The organism is Streptomyces sp. NBC_01235, assembly GCF_035989285.1.
In the GTDB taxonomy this organism is placed as follows: domain Bacteria; phylum Actinomycetota; class Actinomycetes; order Streptomycetales; family Streptomycetaceae; genus Streptomyces.
Window position 1 is genome coordinate 7,421,321 of sequence record NZ_CP108513.1, and the last position, 17,554, is coordinate 7,438,874.

14 protein-coding genes are annotated in these 17,554 nt (G+C 73.8%); 11 read left to right on the forward strand and 3 right to left on the reverse strand.

Features of this window, described 5'->3' with window-relative positions; genetic code table 11:
- Positions 1 to 358: 358 nt before the first annotated feature.
- The 4 genes from OG289_RS33525 to OG289_RS33540 all read left to right on the forward strand — a co-directional run bounded on the left by OG289_RS33525 (position 359) and on the right by OG289_RS33540 (position 3,943).
- Positions 359 to 1,588 carry an NAD(P)-dependent malic enzyme gene (locus tag OG289_RS33525; protein ID WP_327317783.1) on the forward strand — a complete coding sequence of 410 codons (1,230 nt, stop codon included), beginning with the start codon at positions 359 to 361 and terminating at the stop codon, positions 1,586 to 1,588.
- 441 nt (positions 1,589 to 2,029) lie between these two features.
- Complete coding sequence (locus OG289_RS33530) at positions 2,030 to 2,995, forward strand: zinc-binding dehydrogenase (protein ID WP_327317784.1); 966 nt, start codon at positions 2,030 to 2,032, stop codon at positions 2,993 to 2,995.
- Between the two features lie 145 nt (positions 2,996 to 3,140).
- A complete protein-coding gene (locus OG289_RS33535) occupies positions 3,141 to 3,350 on the forward strand; it encodes a helix-turn-helix domain-containing protein (protein ID WP_018571396.1) in 210 nt (69 codons plus the stop codon).
- The gene (locus OG289_RS33540; RefSeq protein WP_327317785.1) at positions 3,350 to 3,943 is read left to right on the forward strand and encodes a Clp protease N-terminal domain-containing protein; all 594 of its coding nucleotides are present in this window, start codon (positions 3,350 to 3,352) and stop codon (positions 3,941 to 3,943) included. The genes OG289_RS33535 and OG289_RS33540 overlap by 1 nt, the downstream gene beginning before the upstream one ends.
- A gap of 55 nt (positions 3,944 to 3,998) precedes the next feature.
- Here OG289_RS33540 and OG289_RS33545 read toward each other — a convergent pair whose 3' ends face one another.
- From OG289_RS33545 to OG289_RS33555, 3 genes are all read right to left on the reverse strand, one after another.
- Positions 3,999 to 5,165: a helix-turn-helix transcriptional regulator gene (locus tag OG289_RS33545; RefSeq protein WP_327317786.1), complete on the reverse strand. Its 1,167-nt coding sequence runs from the start codon at positions 5,163 to 5,165 to the stop codon at positions 3,999 to 4,001.
- A gap of 1 nt (position 5,166) precedes the next feature.
- Complete coding sequence (locus OG289_RS33550) at positions 5,167 to 6,249, reverse strand: DUF4097 family beta strand repeat-containing protein (RefSeq protein WP_327317787.1); 1,083 nt, start codon at positions 6,247 to 6,249, stop codon at positions 5,167 to 5,169.
- Between the two features lie 151 nt (positions 6,250 to 6,400).
- Positions 6,401 to 6,583, reverse strand: a complete 183-nt coding sequence (locus tag OG289_RS33555) for a DUF6104 family protein (protein WP_019058231.1) — start codon at positions 6,581 to 6,583, stop codon at positions 6,401 to 6,403.
- Between the two features lie 174 nt (positions 6,584 to 6,757).
- On the opposite strand from OG289_RS33555, the gene OG289_RS33560 reads away from it, so the two are divergent.
- From OG289_RS33560 to OG289_RS33590, 7 genes are all read left to right on the forward strand, one after another.
- On the forward strand, positions 6,758 to 7,282 hold the full coding sequence (locus tag OG289_RS33560) for a CU044_2847 family protein (RefSeq protein WP_327317788.1): 525 nt from the start codon (positions 6,758 to 6,760) through the stop codon (positions 7,280 to 7,282).
- A complete protein-coding gene (locus OG289_RS33565; protein ID WP_327317789.1) occupies positions 7,279 to 9,633 on the forward strand; it encodes a VMAP-C domain-containing protein in 2,355 nt (784 codons plus the stop codon). Before OG289_RS33560 ends, OG289_RS33565 begins: the two co-directional genes overlap by 4 nt.
- 109 nt (positions 9,634 to 9,742) lie before the next feature.
- Positions 9,743 to 10,765 carry an AAA family ATPase gene (locus OG289_RS33570; RefSeq protein ID WP_327317790.1) on the forward strand — a complete coding sequence of 341 codons (1,023 nt, stop codon included), beginning with the start codon at positions 9,743 to 9,745 and terminating at the stop codon, positions 10,763 to 10,765.
- Positions 10,766 to 10,772: 7 nt separating this feature from the next.
- Entirely contained in the window at positions 10,773 to 14,171 is a 3,399-nt protein-coding gene (locus OG289_RS33575) for an SAV_2336 N-terminal domain-related protein (protein WP_327317791.1), read from the forward strand.
- A 25-nt stretch (positions 14,172 to 14,196) separates the two neighbouring features.
- Positions 14,197 to 14,397, forward strand: coding sequence for an FxSxx-COOH cyclophane-containing RiPP peptide (fxsA, locus tag OG289_RS33580; protein WP_327317792.1), 201 nt, complete (start codon positions 14,197 to 14,199; stop codon positions 14,395 to 14,397).
- Positions 14,398 to 14,583: 186 nt separating this feature from the next.
- Positions 14,584 to 15,762: an FxsB family cyclophane-forming radical SAM/SPASM peptide maturase gene (locus tag OG289_RS33585; RefSeq protein WP_327317793.1), complete on the forward strand. Its 1,179-nt coding sequence runs from the start codon at positions 14,584 to 14,586 to the stop codon at positions 15,760 to 15,762.
- Positions 15,759 to 17,489 (forward strand): aKG-HExxH-type peptide beta-hydroxylase, encoded by a 1,731-nt coding sequence (locus OG289_RS33590; protein WP_442818988.1) that lies wholly within the window; start codon positions 15,759 to 15,761, stop codon positions 17,487 to 17,489. Before OG289_RS33585 ends, OG289_RS33590 begins: the two co-directional genes overlap by 4 nt.
- The last annotated feature ends 65 nt before the right edge of the window (positions 17,490 to 17,554 follow it).

Here is a 17,554-nt window from a genome sequence, read left to right on the forward strand (position 1 = left end):
CGTTTGGGTGTGTCGCATACGTTGACATGCTCCCTGCCGAGGGTGTCCGGCGTCCGTGTCAAGGGTTTCCGGCGGCTTGGCGAGTCTTCGCGCATGAGTCATGTCACTCGTGGTGGCCTCTGTCGAGGGTCCACAGACCGAGGGATGTGACCTTGCACCGAATGGACTCGTCGGCTGTGGTCTCCGTCCGGTAAGAAGGTTTTTTACACCCCTCATCCGGGGCTCAGGGCGCGTGTGCGGCGCGCCCGACGCGCAGGCGCCCGTACGCATCACCTCTGGGCCCTGTGCGATGCCCGCCCACTTCTCAATCAGGAGTGGCCACCCTCAAAAACCATGAACATCTAAGGGGTAAGACACAGTGGCAGCGGAGATCGTCAATCCTCGCAGCGAGAGCGCCGACCAGACGGGCCAGGAGGGTGGTGCGGAGCCCCTCGACCCGTTCGACCCGGTCTTCGCGCTGCACCGTGGCGGAAAGATGGCCGTGCAGGCCACCGTTCCGGTCCGTGACAAGGACGACCTGTCCCTCGCTTACACGCCCGGCGTCGCGCGCGTGTGCACCGCGATCGCGGAGCAGCCGGAGCTGGTGAACGACTACACCTGGAAGTCGTCCGTCGTCGCCGTCGTGACCGACGGCACGGCCGTGCTCGGGCTCGGGGACATCGGCCCGGAGGCCTCCCTTCCGGTCATGGAGGGCAAGGCCATCCTCTTCAAGCAGTTCGGCGGGGTGGACGCGGTTCCGATCGCGCTCGCCTGCACGGACGTGGAGGAGATCATCGAGACCGTGGTGCGGCTCGCTCCCTCGTTCGGCGGAGTGAACCTGGAGGACATCTCGGCACCGCGGTGCTTCGAGATCGAGCGTCGGCTCCAGGACGCGCTCGACATCCCGGTCTTCCACGACGACCAGCACGGCACGGCGATCGTGACGCTGGCGGCGCTGCGGAACGCGGCGCGGCTGAGCGGGCGGGGCATCGGCGAGCTGCGGGCCGTCATCTCGGGCGCCGGCGCGGCCGGTGTCGCCATCGCCAAGATGCTGGTCGAGGCCGGCATCGGGGATGTCGCGGTCGCCGATCGCAAGGGCGTCGTCTCGACGGACCGGGAGGACCTCACCGACGTCAAGCGCGAGCTGGCCTCCTTCACCAACAAGGCCGGGCTGAGCGGGTCGTTGAAGGACGCGCTGGCCGGCGCCGACGTCTTCATCGGCGTCTCGGGCGGCACGGTCGCGGAGGAGGCGGTGGCCTCGATGGCGGAGGGCGCGTTCGTCTTCGCGATGGCCAACCCGAACCCCGAGGTGCATCCGGACGTCGCCCGCAAGTACGCGGCGGTCGTCGCCACCGGGCGGTCGGACTTCCCCAACCAGATCAACAACGTGCTGGCGTTCCCCGGGATCTTCGCCGGGGCGCTTCAGGTGCGGGCGTCCCGGATCACCGAGGGCATGAAGCTCGCGGCGGCCGAGGCGCTGGCAGGGGTTGTCGGGGACGACCTCGCGGCGGACTACGTCATTCCGTCGCCGTTCGACGAGCGGGTTGCGCCTGCGGTGACTGCGGCGGTTGCTGCCGCCGCTCGTGCCGAAGGGGTCGCTCGGCGCTGACGTGGGTTTGGGGTGGCCTCGTCCCTTCGGGCGGGGCCACCCCCCTTTTTTTCCCACCGACCCGCCCGTTCGGGCGATGACGGGGCGCCGTCCCCGGGGGCTGCCGCCCCCGAACCCCCGCCATCGGCCCTGAACGGGCCTCGTCCTCAAACGCCGGACGGGCTGGAATGCCCTGACCAGCGCTGGATCGGCACTGCGGGACGGGCTGGAGTGCCTTGACCGGTGCTGGATCGGTACTGTCGGACGGGCTGGAATGCCTTGACCGGTGCTGGATCGGTACCGCGGGACGGGCTGGAGTGCCTTGAGCGGTGCTGGATCGGTACCGCCGGAACGGTTGGAATGCCCTGAGCGGCACTGCCGGTTCGGGTGGGAGTGCAAGAGGGTGTGTGTCACAGTGCCGGGCGGTTTCGCTTGGGGCCGCCGGAACCTATCGTCGGCTACATGTTCGCCGCCTACGCCGCCCGAATCGACCGTGACCAGCCGCTTTCCGGACTGGAGTTGGGGGAGCGCCCGGCCCCCGAGGCCCGGCCGGGCTGGAGCACCGTCCGTGTCAGGGCCGCCTCCCTCAACCATCACGATCTCTGGTCGCTTCGGGGCGTCGGTCTCCCGGAGGGCCGACTGCCGATGATCCTCGGCTGTGACGCCTCCGGGATCGACGAGGACGGCAACGAGGTCGTCCTGCACTCCGTGATCGGGCAGACCGGGCACGGGGTCGGGCCCGCTGAGCCGCGTTCCATCCTCACCGAGCGCTACCAGGGCACCTTCGCCGAGCAGGTCGCCGTGCCGACCTGGAACATCCTGCCCAAGCCCAAGGAGCTCTCCTTCGAGGAGGCCGCCTGTCTGCCCACGGCCTGGCTGACGGCGTACCGGATGCTGTTCACCAACGCGGGTGTGCGTCCCGGTGACTCCGTTCTCGTCCAGGGCGCCGGCGGCGGTGTCGCCACCGCCGCGATCGTCCTCGGCAAGGCCGCCGGGCTGCGGGTCTTCGCGACCAGCAGGGACGAGGCCAAGCGGAAGCGGGCCCTGGAACTCGGCGCCGTCGAGGCGGTGGAGCCCGGTGCGCGGCTGCCGCAGCGGGTGGACGCCGTCATCGAGACTGTCGGCGCGGCCACCTGGTCCCACTCGGTGAAGTCCCTGCGGCCCGGTGGCACGCTCGTCATCTCCGGTGCCACGAGCGGTGACCGGCCCTCGCACGCCGAGCTCACCCGGATCTTCTTCCTGGAGCTGAAGGTCGTCGGCTCCACCATGGGCACCAAGGACGAGCTGGAGGACCTGCTCGCGTTCTGCGCCGCCGCCGGTGTCCGCCCCGTCATCGACGAGGTGCTGCCGCTCGACCGGGCCCGTGAGGGCTTCGAACGGCTCGCGTCCGGCGACCAGTTCGGCAAGATCGTGCTGACCAACGACTGACTTCGACGACTGACTTCGACGACTGACGGTATTTCCGCTTGCTGTGCGGCGGGCTCGGGTCTCCGAGCCCGCCGTTCGTGTTCTTGCGCGGGCGTTGTTGTCAACCATGGTTGACAAGATGGGCGTGTCAACGTAAGTTGACATCATGACCGAAGCAACGGATCTCGCTGAGCGTGCCGGCGACCGCGATCCACGGGTCGGCCTGCGCGCCGTCGCCGCACTGCGCCGGCTGCTGGAGCAGTTGGAGGCGGTGCAGGTGCGCAGCGCGCGCAATCAGGGCTGGTCGTGGCAGGAGATCGCCGCGGAGCTCGGGGTCAGCAGGCAGGCCGTGCACAAGAAGTACGGGAGGCAGTGATGTTCGAGCGGTTCACGAAGGACGCCCGGGCCGTGGTGCAGGCGGCGGTGGCGCATGCCGAGCGGGCGGGGGCGGAGCGGGTCGAGGAGACGCATGTGCTGCTCGCCCTGCTCGACCGTGAGGGCAGCCGCGGCTCGTTCGCGCTGGCCTCGCTCGGCCTGCCGCCGGGCCGGCGCGAAGGGGTCGTACGGGATCTCGGCGAGGTCCGCCGCCGGGGCGGTCTCTCCCGCGCCGACGCGGACGCCCTCTCGGGGATGGGCATCGATGTCTCGGAGATCGTCTCGCGGGTCGAAGAGGCGCACGGGGAGGGCGCGTTGGCGGCCGAGGGCGGGGTCGGTTCCGGCGGTCGCCTCCTCGGGCGGCGACCCTTCGACCGTGGGGCCAGGGACCTGCTCACGGACACGCTGCGCATCGCCGTGGGTCGCCGCGAACGGTCCATCGGCGACGAACACCTCCTGCTCGCCCTGACCGCTCGCCGCGGCGCCCCCTCGGAGATCCTCGCCGACCACGGCGTCACGTACGCCTCCGTCACGCGGGTACTGGACGGCGACGACCGCCCCGGCCCCACGGAGCCCGAGGCCAAGGCCGGCTGAGGGGCAGGGGACTGGGGCAGGGACTGGTGTTGGGACTGGGGTTGGGCGGGGGCCGTCAGGGCTTCGGGGCTCGGAGTACCACCCCGATGTGAGCCGCCGCCGTCGACAGGTGGCGGCGGGCCTCGCGGAGCTGGTCGCCGGTGACACCGTGGTCGCGGGCCGCGTCGCGGATGTCGTCCCGGAAGCGGTCGAGGAGGCGGTCCAGGTCGCGGGCCGGGTCGCCGCTGGAGTCCTCGTGGGCCCAGACCGGCTCGTACTCGGCGGGGAAGTCCTCCGGGGTGTGGGAGTACTCCGGACGCACGGTCGCCGCCGACTCCGCGGTCGCCGCCGGCTTCGCGGACGAGGCCGGCTTCGGGGAGGTCGTCGAGTCCGGGCCCGTCGTCGGACCCTTCGTGCCGGGGCGGCCGAAGCCGAAGTCCTTGCCGTACTCGCGTCCGAAGTCCTTGCCGAACTCCCCGAACTCCTTGGCGAGCTCCGTCAGGCCCTCACGGACGCCCGTCGGCCAGTCGCCCCGCGTGAAGTGGTCCTGGACCTGTTCCTGGACCCGGCGCGCGATGCGCTGCACCTCTTCCTGGGCCTGGCTCCGGGCCTGCTCCTGCGCCTCCTTGGCCTGGCGGCGGGCACGCTGGGCCTCCTCGCGGGCGCGGCGGCTCTCGTCCTTGGCCCGGCGCGCCTGCTCCTTCCACTCCTGCTTGACGCGGCGCATCTCCTCCTTGGCGGCGCGCCACGCCTCCTTGTCGCCGTACTCGCCGTACTCGCCGTACTCGCCGTGGTCCCCGAACTCCCCGACCCCTCCTGCCCGGCCTTGTTCTCCGGCGCCCGGCCGGGTGCCCTGGCGGGCCTCCGAGGCCGCCGCCCGCATCTCGCGCCGCAGATCGCCCGCCGCCCCGCGCACGTCGGCCCGGATCTCCGCGGCCAGCTCGGCGACGGACTCGCGGATCTCCAGCTCCAGGTCGGCCAGTTCGCCGCTGCGGTCCGCCAGTTCGGCCCGGCCCGCGTCGGTGATGGCGTACACCTTGCGGCCGCCCTCGGTGGTGTGGGTGACCAGGCCCTCGGCCTCCAGCTTGGCCAGCCGGGGGTACACCGTGCCCGCCGACGGCGCGTAGAGCCCCTGGAAGCGTTCTTCGAGGAGGCGGATCACCTCGTAGCCGTGGCGCGGCGCTTCGTCCAGGAGCTTCAGCAGGTAGAGACGGAGACGGCCGTGGGCGAAGACGGGAGGCATGTCAGAGCACCTTCTTGTCGGTCGTGCTGTCGGCCGGGCCGCCGGAGGAGCTCTCGCCGCCCGGGCCGGAAACGGCATTGTCCCCCGAGTCGGAAGGCTCCCCGGATCGCGCTTCACTCTCCGGTGCGGTGGTGGGGACGGCGGCCGGGGCCGCTTCGGGTGCGGCTTTTGGTGTCGGTGCCTCAGTGGACACCTTCGCCTCCCACGCCTCCTGCGCCTCCCCTGTCCCGTCCTCCGCGTCCCCCACGCCTTCCGTGAATCCGGCGTCCCCCTCGTCGCGCGCCGGAGGCCTCCGCAGCAGGGCGATCGAGCCGGAGATCGTCGTCGCCTTCAGGTTGCCGTTGCCCGCGCCCAGGCGGCCGGTGATCCGCTTGGCGCCCCACTGGCCGCTGACCCGGAGGTCCTCGAAGGCGTTGGACACCGAGCCGCTGGCGGTGTTCGCCTCCACCTGCGCGTCCGCCGGATGGGGCAGCCGGACGGCGATCTCGCCCGAGACGCTGGTCAGGTCGATGTTCGTGGGGCGGCTGACCGGGTCGAGGTCGACGATCATCGACCCGCTCACCGAGTCGGCCTTCACGGAGGAGCCCGCCTCGACCACGGTCAGGTCGCCGGAAACGGAGTTGAAGCGCAGGTCGCCGGTGAGGGCCTGGGCCTCCACGTTCCCCGAGACGGTGTCCGCGCGGACCGGGCCCGCCAGCCCCACCAGGGTCGTGTCCCCGTTGACCCCCTTGACCTCGGCGTGGCCGTCGATCCCGGAGACCACCGCCCCGGCGCTCACCACACCCACCTCCACGCGGGTGCCGGCCGGTACGGCGAGCGAGACGACGGCGCTGCGCCGCCAGCCCTTGCGGTCGAGCCACTTGAGGAAGCCCTTCCAGGGCAGGTCCTCGTACGCCACCGTCAGGGTTCCGTCGCGATGGCTCACCACCAGCGGCGGTCCCTCGATCCGGGAGACCTCCAGACGGGCGGAACCCTCCTCCGTGCCCACCACGTTCACGGTGCCGTCGACGATGCGCACGTGCAGTTCGCTCACGGGCTCGTCGAAGGAAAGCTTCCTCGGCTCGGCGACGGACCACTCGGTCATGGGCGGACCTCCTCAACGACAACGACACGACACGCCATATCGCGTCTCCCGTGAAACACGATATATCGCGGTCGGTGAAAGTCAAGACACACGAAAGGGGGCGTCCTGAGGAGAACGCCCCCTTCGGAGCCGGAAGACCGACGCCGTCGGCCTACTCGTCGTCCTCGTCGTCGTCCAGTCGTGCCAGCCACGTCGCCAGGCGCTCCACCGGAACCTCGAAGTCCGGATTCAGGTCGACGAACGTCCGCAGCTGCTCGGCGAGCCACTCGAAGGTGACCTCTTCCTCGCCGCGCCGCTTCTCGAGTTCCTCGATTCCGCGATCGGTGAAGTACATGGATCGTGCTCCGTGGGTCGGTCGCAGGGATAGGCATCCCCCCTCGGGGGAAGGACCCTTGTTCCTGCGAGGGGAGGGAGAGGTCCGCTCTCCGGTGAGGGAGGGGACAGAAAAAGGATAGGCGCTGGGGGACCGGGAAAAGCGGGGGAGTGTCATGAGTAACGGGGGAGTGGCATGAGTGGTGAGGACGTGACGCGGGTGGCGCGCATCGCGCTGCCGGACGGGACGCCCGTGTGGGCGAGGATCTCGGGGGCCGGGGAACTGTCCGCGCCCTCCGGGCGGCTGTCGTACAGCGACACCGGGTTCGCCGAGCGCGTGGAGGCGAGCGTGGAGAGCCTGCACGCGCTCGTCACCGGGGTCGCGCGGTCGCTGGCGGAACCGCTGCGCGCGGTGCGGCCCGACGAGGTGAGCGTCGAGTTCGGCATCGAGCTGACCGCCAAGGCCGGGAAGGTCGTGGGCCTGCTCGCCGACGGTGAGGCCAAGGCCGGCATCACGGTCACCCTCACCTGGAACAGCGGCCCACCGGACCTCGACGCGCCACCGGACCCCGACGCATCAGCCTCTGCGGCCCCTGCCACGGATCCACGCGCGCGTGGTGGCTCATCGTCCGGCGCGGGTGGGGTCCGGCGCGCGGGCGCGTCCCCCGGCGCGCCGATGCACGGGGGCGCCGACGGCACCGTCGGCGGGGGCGGGGCATGACGGGCGGGCACGCCCCGGGCGCATCGAACGCCTTCGATGCGGCCCGCCGTGCACTGCGTGGCCTCGTCGTCGCGGCGACCGTGCGCATTCATCGCCCGGCGGTCGGGTATGCCCTGGAGGAGCCCGACACGTTCCTCGGGAGTGGCTTCTTCGTCGCCCCGAACTGGGTTCTGACCTGCGCACATGTGGCCTGCGGCGGGGAGGGGGGCGAGGTCGCGGTGGTGTATGAGACAGCACCGGGGCGGGGCACGTCGACCGCGCCCGGCAGGGTGGTGGCGACGCTCCCCGACCAGGGCGAGCGGGCCGAGCACACCAGGTGGGCCGAGCACACCGGGCGCGTACCGGCCGGCAACTGGCCGGCGCCGGACCTCGCCCTGGTCCAGCTGACCGAACCCGTCGACGACCACGAGTGCGTGTACGTCTCCGAGCGGCCGGCCGCCTATTACGGCGAGGGCCGGGTGCTGTACGCCGGCTGGACCGAGAACGAGGGCCGCTTACAGGTCCTGGACGGGACGCTCACGGTGCAGGGCACCATCGGCGGATGGTCCTCGGACGTGCAGATGCGGCTGGGCGACAACGACCTGCCGTACGGCGTCTCGGGCGGCCCGGTGATCGACCCCGTGCGCGGCGAGGTGATCGGCGTCCTCAAGGCGCGCTCGGACCACCGGCCCGGCGGCACGTCCACCGGGATCGAGCAGTTGCGTACCCTGCGGGTCCCCGCGGAGGAGGTGCCGGCCGAGCACAGCGACCTGTATCAGGCGGTCTTCCACGCGCACGACCGCTACCACCGCGACCGGCAGCGCCACCCGGCCTCCCGGCGCCAGACCTGGACCGACGTGCAGGGCCGGCTCGGCGCACGGCCCGGCCACACCCTCAGCCCGGACGAGCGGATCCAGCTGCTGGGCCGGCTCGCCGAACTCCCGCCGCCCGAGAGCACCCGCGGCCTGCTGGACATCCTCGACTCCCTCCCCGACTTCCAGGCCCCCACCCCGCTCCCGGCGCCGCGCGGATGGCGCGACGGCCTCGGGGCGCTGTACGAGAGCGCGAGCGACGACGGGGCGCTGGAGCTCGTGCTCGACTACGCGATGCGGGCGATGTCCGCTCCGCGCCCGTTCGTCGTGCCCAGCACCCCGGACGCGGAGAAGGCGCTGTGGGTGTGGGTGTGGCAGGCCGCGCAGCGGCTCAGCGCCCGCTACCGGTCCGGCCTCGCGGAGCAGCGGATCGAGCGGCTGCACCGCCGGGACGAGGCCGGGCGCCGAGCGGACCGGACGGGGCACGACGCGCCCGGCACGGTCTCGGTCACGCCCGGTGTACCCGGCAGGCCCGGTACCTCCGGTAGGCCTGGTGCGCCCATCGGACCCGGCGGCCGGCGCGGGCACCACCGGCGCGGTGGACCCGACGTACGCGCGCGTGCCCGCGCCGTCGGCAGTGCGGCCCGGCCCTCCGCCCTGCTCGAACTGGTGCGGCGCGGCTGGGAGCCGGACCGCTGCGACTGGTCGGTCTCCGTGGCCGCCCCGGACGGCAGCGTGGTCCGGCTGCACGAGGCCGAGCGCACGCCCCTGGCCGACCTGCCCGGGCACCTCGCCGGTCCGCTCGCGGAGGCCTTCCGGCACTGCGACGAGCCCGGCAGGCCCGCGCTCCTACAGGTGGCGCTGCCCCACGAACTGCTGGGCCTGGAGGTGGACGCCTGGCAACTCCCGCCCGACGAGGAGCCGTTGGGCGCCCTGCGTCCGGTCGTCGTGCGCTGCGCCGACCGCGACCGGCTGCCCGACGAGGAGTTCGGCACGTACGACAGGGACCGCTTCGACCTGAACGAGAGCGATGACGCCGACGCCGGGCACCAGGCCGACGACGAGGGTGGCGCAGGCGGCGACGGCGACGAGGACGAGGTCGACGAGGAGCGCCGGGCCCGCTGGCGCTGGCTGCACGCGCACCGCGCGAAGGCCGAAGTCCTGGACTGCGACGAGGGGTTGCGCAAACCCGTGCCGACCGTGGAGCAGTTGCGCGCCCTGTCGCACGGCACCGTCCCGGTGCTCTGCCGATACGGCGACCTACGCTACGAGGACGACGCGGAGGCGCTCGCCCGGATCGTGCTCGGCGGCTACGGGGTGGCCCTGTGGCGCAGGCGGCGCGGCCGGCCCGACGCCGTCTGCGGGGAGTTCCACCGCGGCACCGTCGACGAGATCGCCGAACCGCCCAGCGCACAGCACCTCCCCGAGGTCGTGCACGAACTCCGGATGCGGCTGCGCGCGGGCCGCACGGAGTCCTTCTGGGCCGACGGCGTGGCCCTGCTGTACGACGATCCCCACCAGCCCCTCCCCGGTACCGGTGACCTGCTGGAGGCCCCTTGAGCGCACCCGCCCGCGGGGCCGGTCGGCCTCTTACCAGTCACCCTCAGGATGGATAACGTGATGCACGTTCGGACGGCCGCGGCGGTGGACGAGTGACGAGGACCGGATCATGACCGAATCCAGTGAGTGGCTCATCTACCGAGGCGCCGGCGAACCGCACGACGGGCTGGAGCGGCTGCCCGATCCGCCCCCGTGGCGGGACTTCACCAGCCGGGACGACGCGGGGTCCGGCGACGGCTCCCAGGACCGCAGGCTCGGCGCGCACCGGCACCTGGCGGAACTGCACCGGCCGGGCGCCGAGGAGCTGGAGATGATCAACGCGGCGCTGTACCTGCGCCGCCCTCTGCTCGTCACGGGCAGTCCCGGCGCGGGCAAGAGCACGCTCGCGCACTCGGTGGCGTACGAACTCGGTCTCGGCAACGTGCTGCGCTGGTCCATAGTCAGCCGGTCCGCGCTCCAGGACGGGCTCTACCACTACGACGCGATCGCACGGCTTCAGGACGTGCAGATCGCCGCGCAGGGCGGGTTCGGGTCGGCGGCGGGCACGCCGGGCGCGGTCGAGGGCATCGGCAGCTACATCCGGCTGGGTCCGCTCGGCACCGCGCTGCTGCCCTCCGACACCCCGCGTGTGCTGCTCATCGACGAGCTGGACAAGAGCGACATCGACCTGCCCAACGACCTGCTGAACGTTCTGGAGGAGGGCGAGTTCGCGATCCCCGAGCTGGAGCGCATCGCCGACCGGCTGCCGGACGGCGAGGCGGAGGTGCTGACCGCCGACGGGGTGAAGGTCCGGGTGCGCGACGGCCGGGTACGCTGCCGTGCCTTCCCGTTCGTGGTGCTCACCAGCAACGGGGAGCGCGACTTCCCGGCCCCGCTGATGCGCCGGTGCATCCACCTGGAGCTGGGGCGCCCCGACCACAACCGGCTCGCCACCTTCGTCCGCGCGCATCTCGGTGACGAGGCGGCGCGCGCGGGGGACGATCTGATCACCCGGTTCCTGGAGCGGTCGCGCAGTGAACTCCTCGCGGCGGACCAGTTGTTGAACGCGATCTACCTCACCGACGCGGCCGCGCCGCCCAGTCGTGACCGCCTGGCCGACCTGCTCATCCAGCGACTCGACCGTCCGAGGTGAGGGCCTGATGCCCGACGCAGCGGCCCGCCACGGTCCCGTCCCGCCAGGCGGGGACCGTCCCGGCACCCCGACCTCCGCGGCGAGCGGCGGTGATCCGCTCGCCGAGCTCGTCGCGCGGTTGCGTGACGTCGGGCTCGATCCCGATGTGCAGCAGTTGTGCGACGCGTTGTGGCTGGCGCGCTGGACCCGGCCGGTGGAGGCCCCCGAGCCGGAGGACCCGGCCGCCGGCACCGGCGGCGGCCCCCTGCCCCGGCCCGACGGCGGACACGGCCGGGACGAGGACGGGCGGCCGCAGGAGGACCGCCGAGAGCGGCCGGAGCGACCGACGCAGGCCGTGGGGGCCGACGGGCGGGTGAGCCTGTACCCGGTGCCGCAGGACGGGGTGCCGCGGGCCCGGGGCGCGGGCCGGGCCACCGCGCTGCCGGTGGGTGTACCGGCGGCACCCGCGCTGCCCTCCCCGCTCGAACTCCAGCGCGCATTACGGCGGTTGCAGCGCTACCGGAGCCCGGCCCCGCCGCTGCGCACGGAGCTGGACGAGACGGCGACGGCGGAGCGCAGCGCGCAGGCGGGCGGCCTGATCCTGCCCGTCCACCGTGCCGTCACCCGGGGCGACGCCCGGCTGCAACTGGTCCTGGACGCCTCCTCGTCGATGCGCGTGTGGGACCGGTTGTTCGTCGAACTGCAGCAGGTTTTCGGCCAGTTGGGGGCCTTCTCCGACATCCAGGTCAGTCATCTGCACCAGGGCCCCGACGGTGAGCCGGCCGTCAGCCGCAGCCCCGACGCGTACGCCGCGCCGCTGCACTCCGCGGACCGGCTCAGCGACCCCACCGGACGCCGGATCGTCCTGGTCGTCAGCGACTGCGCGGGCCCCCTGTGGCACAGCGGCCACGCGCACCGGCTGCTGCACCACCTCTCCCGGCAGGGTCCGGTCGCTGTGCTCCAGCCGTTGCCCCAGCGCCTGTGGAACCGCACCCGACTGCCCGTGGTCTTCGGCGAGTTGAGCCGCGGCGAGACGCTCGGCGGAGCCGCCGCGCTGCGCGTACGCACCCCGGCCGGCGTCCCCGCGGAGGCCCGACGGGGAGCGCTGCCCGTACCGGTGCTGCCGCCCGAACCGGTGGCTCTCGGCGCCTGGGCCAGGCTGCTGTCCGGGGCCGGCGCCGGACCCGTACCGGGCGCCGTGGGCTGGGTGCGCGCGGACCAGCCGCCCGCCCCGCCCGCGCGCGCGGACCGGCGGCGATCGCCGTTCGAGCGGGTCAGCAGGTTCAGCTCCAGCGCCTCGTCGGCCGCCGGACGCCTCGCCGTCTACCTGGCCGCCGCGCCCCTGTGCCTGCCGGTGATGCAACTCGTGCAGCGCACGATGCTGCCCGACTCGGGGCCGTCCGAACTCGCCGAGGTGCTGGTCGGCGGCCTGGTCACGCGCGCCTCGGAGGAGTACTCGGGCGACGGGGCCCAGTGGTACCGCATCGAGCCGGACATCCGCGACGCCCTGCTGTCCCGGCTGGGCCGCGACGAGGCCATGCTGGTGCTCAAGCACTGCTCGGAGTACATCGAGCACCGCTTCGGCAAGGGCGGCCCCAACTTCCCGGCCCTCGCCCTGGCCCAGCTCGGCGACGGCGGCGCGGGCCGCCCGTACGCACCCGCCGCGCGCCCCCCGGACAACGGCGACCACGGCGACCACGGCGCGGGCGGCGACGAGGCCCCCGTGCCGCAGCCGTTCGCCGAGGTCGCGGCCCGGGTCCTGCGGCGGTTCATGCCGCTGCCCGAGCAGTTCGAGACGTACGGCGACGAGCAGACCGGCCCGGGACAGAGCGCGGACCGGCCGACGCACCAGGCGGTCCGCCGGGCCCGCACGCTGATCGAGCGCTTCGACAGCGAGGGCATGATCCAGGACGTCATCGACGCGGTGCAGCTGCTGCGCGGCGCCACCGAACACGAGCGGCAGCCCGGCGCGGACCCCGAGCTGTGGGCCGAGTACGCGCACTGCACGCTGCGCCTGTGGGAGGTGCAGGGCGGCGACGACCTGCTCCAGGAGGCCGAGGCGGCCGCTGAGCGGGCGGCCGCGCATCCGCGCCGGCTGCACGAACGGGCCGTCCTGGCACGGGTGTTGCACGCGGCCGCGACCGACCGCAGGCGGCGCGGCGACCGGACCGGCGCCCTGGACCTGCTGCGCCGCGCCGACCGCGAGTACGCCGTCGCCTGCGCGGCGCCCGACCTCGACGAGAACCAGGCGCTCAAACTCACCCTGGAACGGGTCCGCGCCCTGGAGGCGCAGTGGCGGCTCGGCGGGGACAGCGCGCTGCTCCAGGGCGCCGTCGGCATGCTGGAGGCCTTCGCCGACGTCTGGCCCGACCGACGGCTGCGCCCGCCCGAACTCCCCCTGGAACACGGCCGGATCCTGCTGCGCCTGTCGGGCGCCACCGCCGACCCCGTCCAGGCCCGCCTCTACGCCGAGCAGGGCGCGCAGTCGTTGCGCAACGCTCTGGACACCGCCGCGGAGCCGTACACCGCCGAGTCGGCACGCGCGCGCGTGCGCATCCTCCTCGACCTGGTCGACGCGCTGCTCCAGGCGGGCGGCCCGCTGGACGACGCCCAGGCGCGGGTCGACGAGGCCCTCGCCCTGGTGCGCGAACAGGGCCAGCGGGCGGCTCTGCTGGCGCGGGCCGGCCGGATCGCCGTGGCCCGCCACGCCGAGTCGGGCGAACCGGCGGAGCTCGAGGCGGCCGCGGAGCGCTTCGCGCAGGCCGCCCAGCGGATGTCCCGCGACGCGCCCGCCCACGCCGACATCCTCGCCGAGTGGGGCGAGGCGCTGCTGCGGCTGGCCGGGCTTCCGTACGCGCGCGCCCAGGGCATGCTGTCCCGGGCGATCCGAGTCCTGCGGGACTGCCGGATGGAGACCCCGGCGGGCAGCCGCCGGGTCGCCCACCGGCTGCTGCTGCTCGGCCGCGCGCTGATGCTGCGCTACCGGGCCCGCGGGGACCGTGTCGACCTGCGCGAGGCCGAGCACCTGTTCGGCCTCGCGGCGGCGGAGGCGGACGATCCGCTGCTGGCCGCACGCTGCCGCCTGGACCTCGGCCAGGTCCAGTTCGAGGCCTACCGCAGCCTGCGCCGCCCGGCCCGCCTCGACCTCGCGGTCGACGCGTTCCGGGACGCGGCGGAGGCGGCCCGGGAGGCGGAGGGGCCGGCCGAGACGGAGCACCGACGCCAGGAGGCCGTCCAGACGGGTGCGCAGGCGCACCACTGGCGGGGTATGTCCTATGAGGCGGCCGCGCGACCACGGGCCGCCCGGGAGGCCTACCGGGCCGCCCGCGCGGAGTGGTCGCGGCTGCCGGAGGGCAGCCTGGTCGCCGACGGGCCGACCGCCGCGGAGACGGCGGAGCGGCTGGCCGCACTGGAGCGGGTGACGTGAGCACAGCGAGCAGGGAGGGACGGGCATGGACGTACGGGGCGAGTCCACGGTGACGGTGGCGCCGGAGGGGGTCGGCGCGGGGGAGCCGCTGCCGGATCTGCTGACGCTGGATCTGGCCGAGTTGGGGACGATCGGGCATCCCGTGCTGCGGGAGGTCGTGGAGGAGCTGCGGGACCGGGCGGGACGGTCGAGCGAGACGATGTGGGGGTTCGACTCCGTGCTCTGATCCACGGCGCGGTTCCGGAGCATCCTCATTCCGCCTCATACCGCACATGCTCGATCGTTTGATGTCGCTTCCGGTCTCTTATGCGCGCGACTCGGACAAGTTCGGTCGGTCGGGGTTTGTGTCCGGCGTCGATCCGGGAATGCGCCCTCGTGCGGCACACAGGGCCGATGGCATGGGGGTGCTGGAGTGTCCGGACAGGCCTTCCGGCAGTTCATCGTGAAGGTGCACGGCCGCTGCAACCTCGCCTGCACCTACTGCTACCTCTACGCGGGCCCCGACCGCACCTGGCGCTCCCGCCCCAGGGCCGCCGCCCCCGAGGTCCTCGACCGCACCGCGACCCGGATCGCCGAACACGCCCGCACCCACGCCCTGACCGCGCTCTCCCTGGTCCTGCACGGCGGCGAACCTCTCATGGCCGGCGCGGAGACGCTCGCCCGCTTCACCGCACTGGTCCGCGACCGCGTCCCGGCCGGCTGCGCCGTCGACGCCGTCGTCCAGACCAACGCCACCCTCCTCACCGCACGGCGTCTCGCCGTCCTGGCCGACGCCGGCCTGCGGGTCGGCATCAGCCTCGACGGCGGCCTCGCCGCGCACAACGCCCGTCGCGTCGACCACGCCGGCCACCCGTCCTGGCCGGCCGCTTCGCGCGGGGCCCGGCTGGTCGCCGAGCACGCCCCCCAGGCGTACGCCGGCATCCTCACCGTCGTCGACGTCACGCTGGACCCGGTGGAGACGTACGAGTCCCTGCTCGCCCTGCGCCCGCCCGCGCTGAACCTGCTGCTGCCGCACGGCAACTGGTCCGCCCCGCCGCCCCACTGGGCGGGCGCCCGGCACGGGGAGTGGCTGTGCGCCGTCTTCGACCGCTGGTGGACGGCCGGCCGGCGGGAGACCCGGGTCCGCCTCTTCGAGGAGTGCGTCGCACTCCTGCTGGGGCTGCCCTCGGCCACGGAGGCCCTGGGGCTCGCGCCCTTCGACGCGGTCGTGGTGGAGACCGACGGATCCATCGAGCAGGTCGACTCCCTGAAGTCCGCGTACGACGGCGCCGCGCGGACCGGCCTGGACGTCTTCCGGCACACCTTCGACGAGGCGCTGCGGCACCCCGCGGTGGCGGCCCGCCAGGCGGGTGCCGCCGCCCTCGCGGACCAGTGCCGGGCCTGCCCCCTGCTGACCGTCTGCGGAGGCGGCCACTACGCCCACCGCTACCGGGCGGGGCACGGCTTCCGCAACCCGTCCGTCTACTGCGCCGACCTCCAGCGCCTCATCCGTCACGTCGCCGCGCGGCTCGCCGCGGACACGGCCGCCACCACCGCGGCCGCCATGGCCTCCCGGGCTTCCCTGGACGCCCACGAAGGGAGCACACCGTGATCCGGCCGGTGGTCCCGGACGGGGCCCTCGTGGAACTCGGCCGCATCGGGGCGAGCCCCGACACGCTCGCCCTCCTGGTACGGGACCAGGACACCCGACGGCTGCTCCTCCTGCGCGCCGTGCTCGACGCGGCCGACGCGGCGGACCCCACCGTCTGCTCCGCCGGACGAAAGGCACGGCTGCGCGAGGACTGGGCCCTGCTCGCCGAGGCCGACCGCCCCCCACCGCCCGGCACCACACACCGCCCGCCCGGCGCACACCGCCAACCGCGAGGCACCGCCCACCTGCCGCAGGGGGCACCGCTCCTCCCGGATGACGGCGGGCACCGCCCGCCTGACGCGCCGCAGCACCCGCGCGCGATGCCGTACCCTCCGCCCGGCCGGTCGCAGCACCCGCACGCGATGCCGTACCCTCCGCCCGGCCGGTCGCAGCACCCGCAGGGGACACCGACCTCCCCGCCCGACGCGCAGCGCCAACCACCGGGCGCCGCCCACCCGTCGACACCCCTGCCGCACCCCTCACCCGCCACCGCGCACTCGCCCGCGCGCGCCCGCCTCTTCCACCCCTTGACCGGCCCCTGGGCGCTGAGCTGCCTGCGCGGACTCGACGACCGCACCGCAGGCCCCCCGGACGAGCACCGGGCCCGCCGACTCCGGCAGGACCTGGCCCACTTCAGCGCCGTCGCCGCCGTCGCCGCGGCCCGCGCGGGAATCCCCTTCACCGTCCGGCTGACCGCCCGCGCCGGAGTGCTCACCCTGCCCTCCCTCGGCTCCCTGCGCACGGCCACCGGCGGTGACCTCCCCGTCGACGTCACCCACCGGGACGGGCGCCTGTCGATCCGTCAGCCCGACGCGCCGGACGTCGTCGTGCACCTGGAGAGCGGGATCGGCGCCTGGTCCGGCGCCCTCGCCTGGACGTCCGTGCACGCCCTGCCCGGGCTGCTGCCCGCCACCGCCCCCATGCCCCTGGACGACGTCGATCCCTACCGCGCCGTGCCCGGCCCCCGTCACCGGACGCTCGGCGGACCGGCCACCCTCGACGACACGGACTGCAAGCGGTGGCTCCAGGCCTGGTCGGGCACCGCGGCCGCACTGCGCACCGGCGGCGAGCAGCGGATGACCGAGGCGCTGGCGCTGCTGCGCTGCCTGGTCCCGCTGGAGCGGCCGCCCGGCGCGGGCGCCGACGGACGGGACAATTGCAGCGCGACCCGGCACGAGGCGTTCGGCGCGCTGCTCGCCAGCCCCCCGCAGGACGCCGTGGCCCTCGCCGCCACCCTCGTCCACGAACTGCACCACGCCAAACTGGCCGCCCTCGGTGACCTGGTGACCCTCCATCACGCCGACGCGGAAGCCCGGTACTTCGCCCCCTGGAAGACGGCCCCCCGGCCCTACGACGGCCTGCTCCAGGGCGTCTACTCGCATCTGGCCCTCGCGGACTACTTCCAGCGCCGGGCACTCGTCACCCCACCGCCCGACGGCGAGTACGCGTGGTCCCGCCACGCCCGCTACCGCGCCCAGGTCGGAGCGGCCCTGCCGGCCCTCGTCGGCTCGCCCGACCTCACCGTCAAAGGACGCCGGTTCGTCGACGAGATGACCGCCACCTACGAACGCATGGCCGAACATCCGGCGCCCCGGAATCACACGGCCCGGGCCCAGGCGTACGTGAAGGCCGCGCGTGCCTTGTGGACACAGCGTCATACTCCCGCGCTGCCACGCCCGAAAGAATGAGGATGGCCTGCACGGGACCCTCCGGTGCGCGAAGATCGTCGGGCCGAGGCGCGCGCTGGAGAAGT

Excerpts from the sequence above, each read along its gene's own strand:
- OG289_RS33530 (WP_327317784.1), top strand. The coding sequence starts at position 2,030 with ATGTTCGCCGCCTACGCCGCCCGAATCGACCGTGACCAGCCGCTTTCC.
- OG289_RS33535 (WP_018571396.1), top strand. The coding sequence starts at position 3,141 with ATGACCGAAGCAACGGATCTCGCTGAGCGTGCCGGCGACCGCGATCCA.
- OG289_RS33540 (WP_327317785.1), top strand. The coding sequence starts at position 3,350 with ATGTTCGAGCGGTTCACGAAGGACGCCCGGGCCGTGGTGCAGGCGGCG.
- OG289_RS33545 (WP_327317786.1), bottom strand. The coding sequence starts at position 5,165 with ATGCCTCCCGTCTTCGCCCACGGCCGTCTCCGTCTCTACCTGCTGAAG.
- OG289_RS33550 (WP_327317787.1), bottom strand. The coding sequence starts at position 6,249 with ATGACCGAGTGGTCCGTCGCCGAGCCGAGGAAGCTTTCCTTCGACGAG.
- OG289_RS33555 (WP_019058231.1), bottom strand. The coding sequence starts at position 6,583 with ATGTACTTCACCGATCGCGGAATCGAGGAACTCGAGAAGCGGCGCGGC.
- OG289_RS33560 (WP_327317788.1), top strand. The coding sequence starts at position 6,758 with ATGAGTGGTGAGGACGTGACGCGGGTGGCGCGCATCGCGCTGCCGGAC.
- OG289_RS33565 (WP_327317789.1), top strand. The coding sequence starts at position 7,279 with ATGACGGGCGGGCACGCCCCGGGCGCATCGAACGCCTTCGATGCGGCC.
- OG289_RS33570 (WP_327317790.1), top strand. The coding sequence starts at position 9,743 with ATGACCGAATCCAGTGAGTGGCTCATCTACCGAGGCGCCGGCGAACCG.
- OG289_RS33575 (WP_327317791.1), top strand. The coding sequence starts at position 10,773 with ATGCCCGACGCAGCGGCCCGCCACGGTCCCGTCCCGCCAGGCGGGGAC.
- fxsA (WP_327317792.1), top strand. The coding sequence starts at position 14,197 with ATGGACGTACGGGGCGAGTCCACGGTGACGGTGGCGCCGGAGGGGGTC.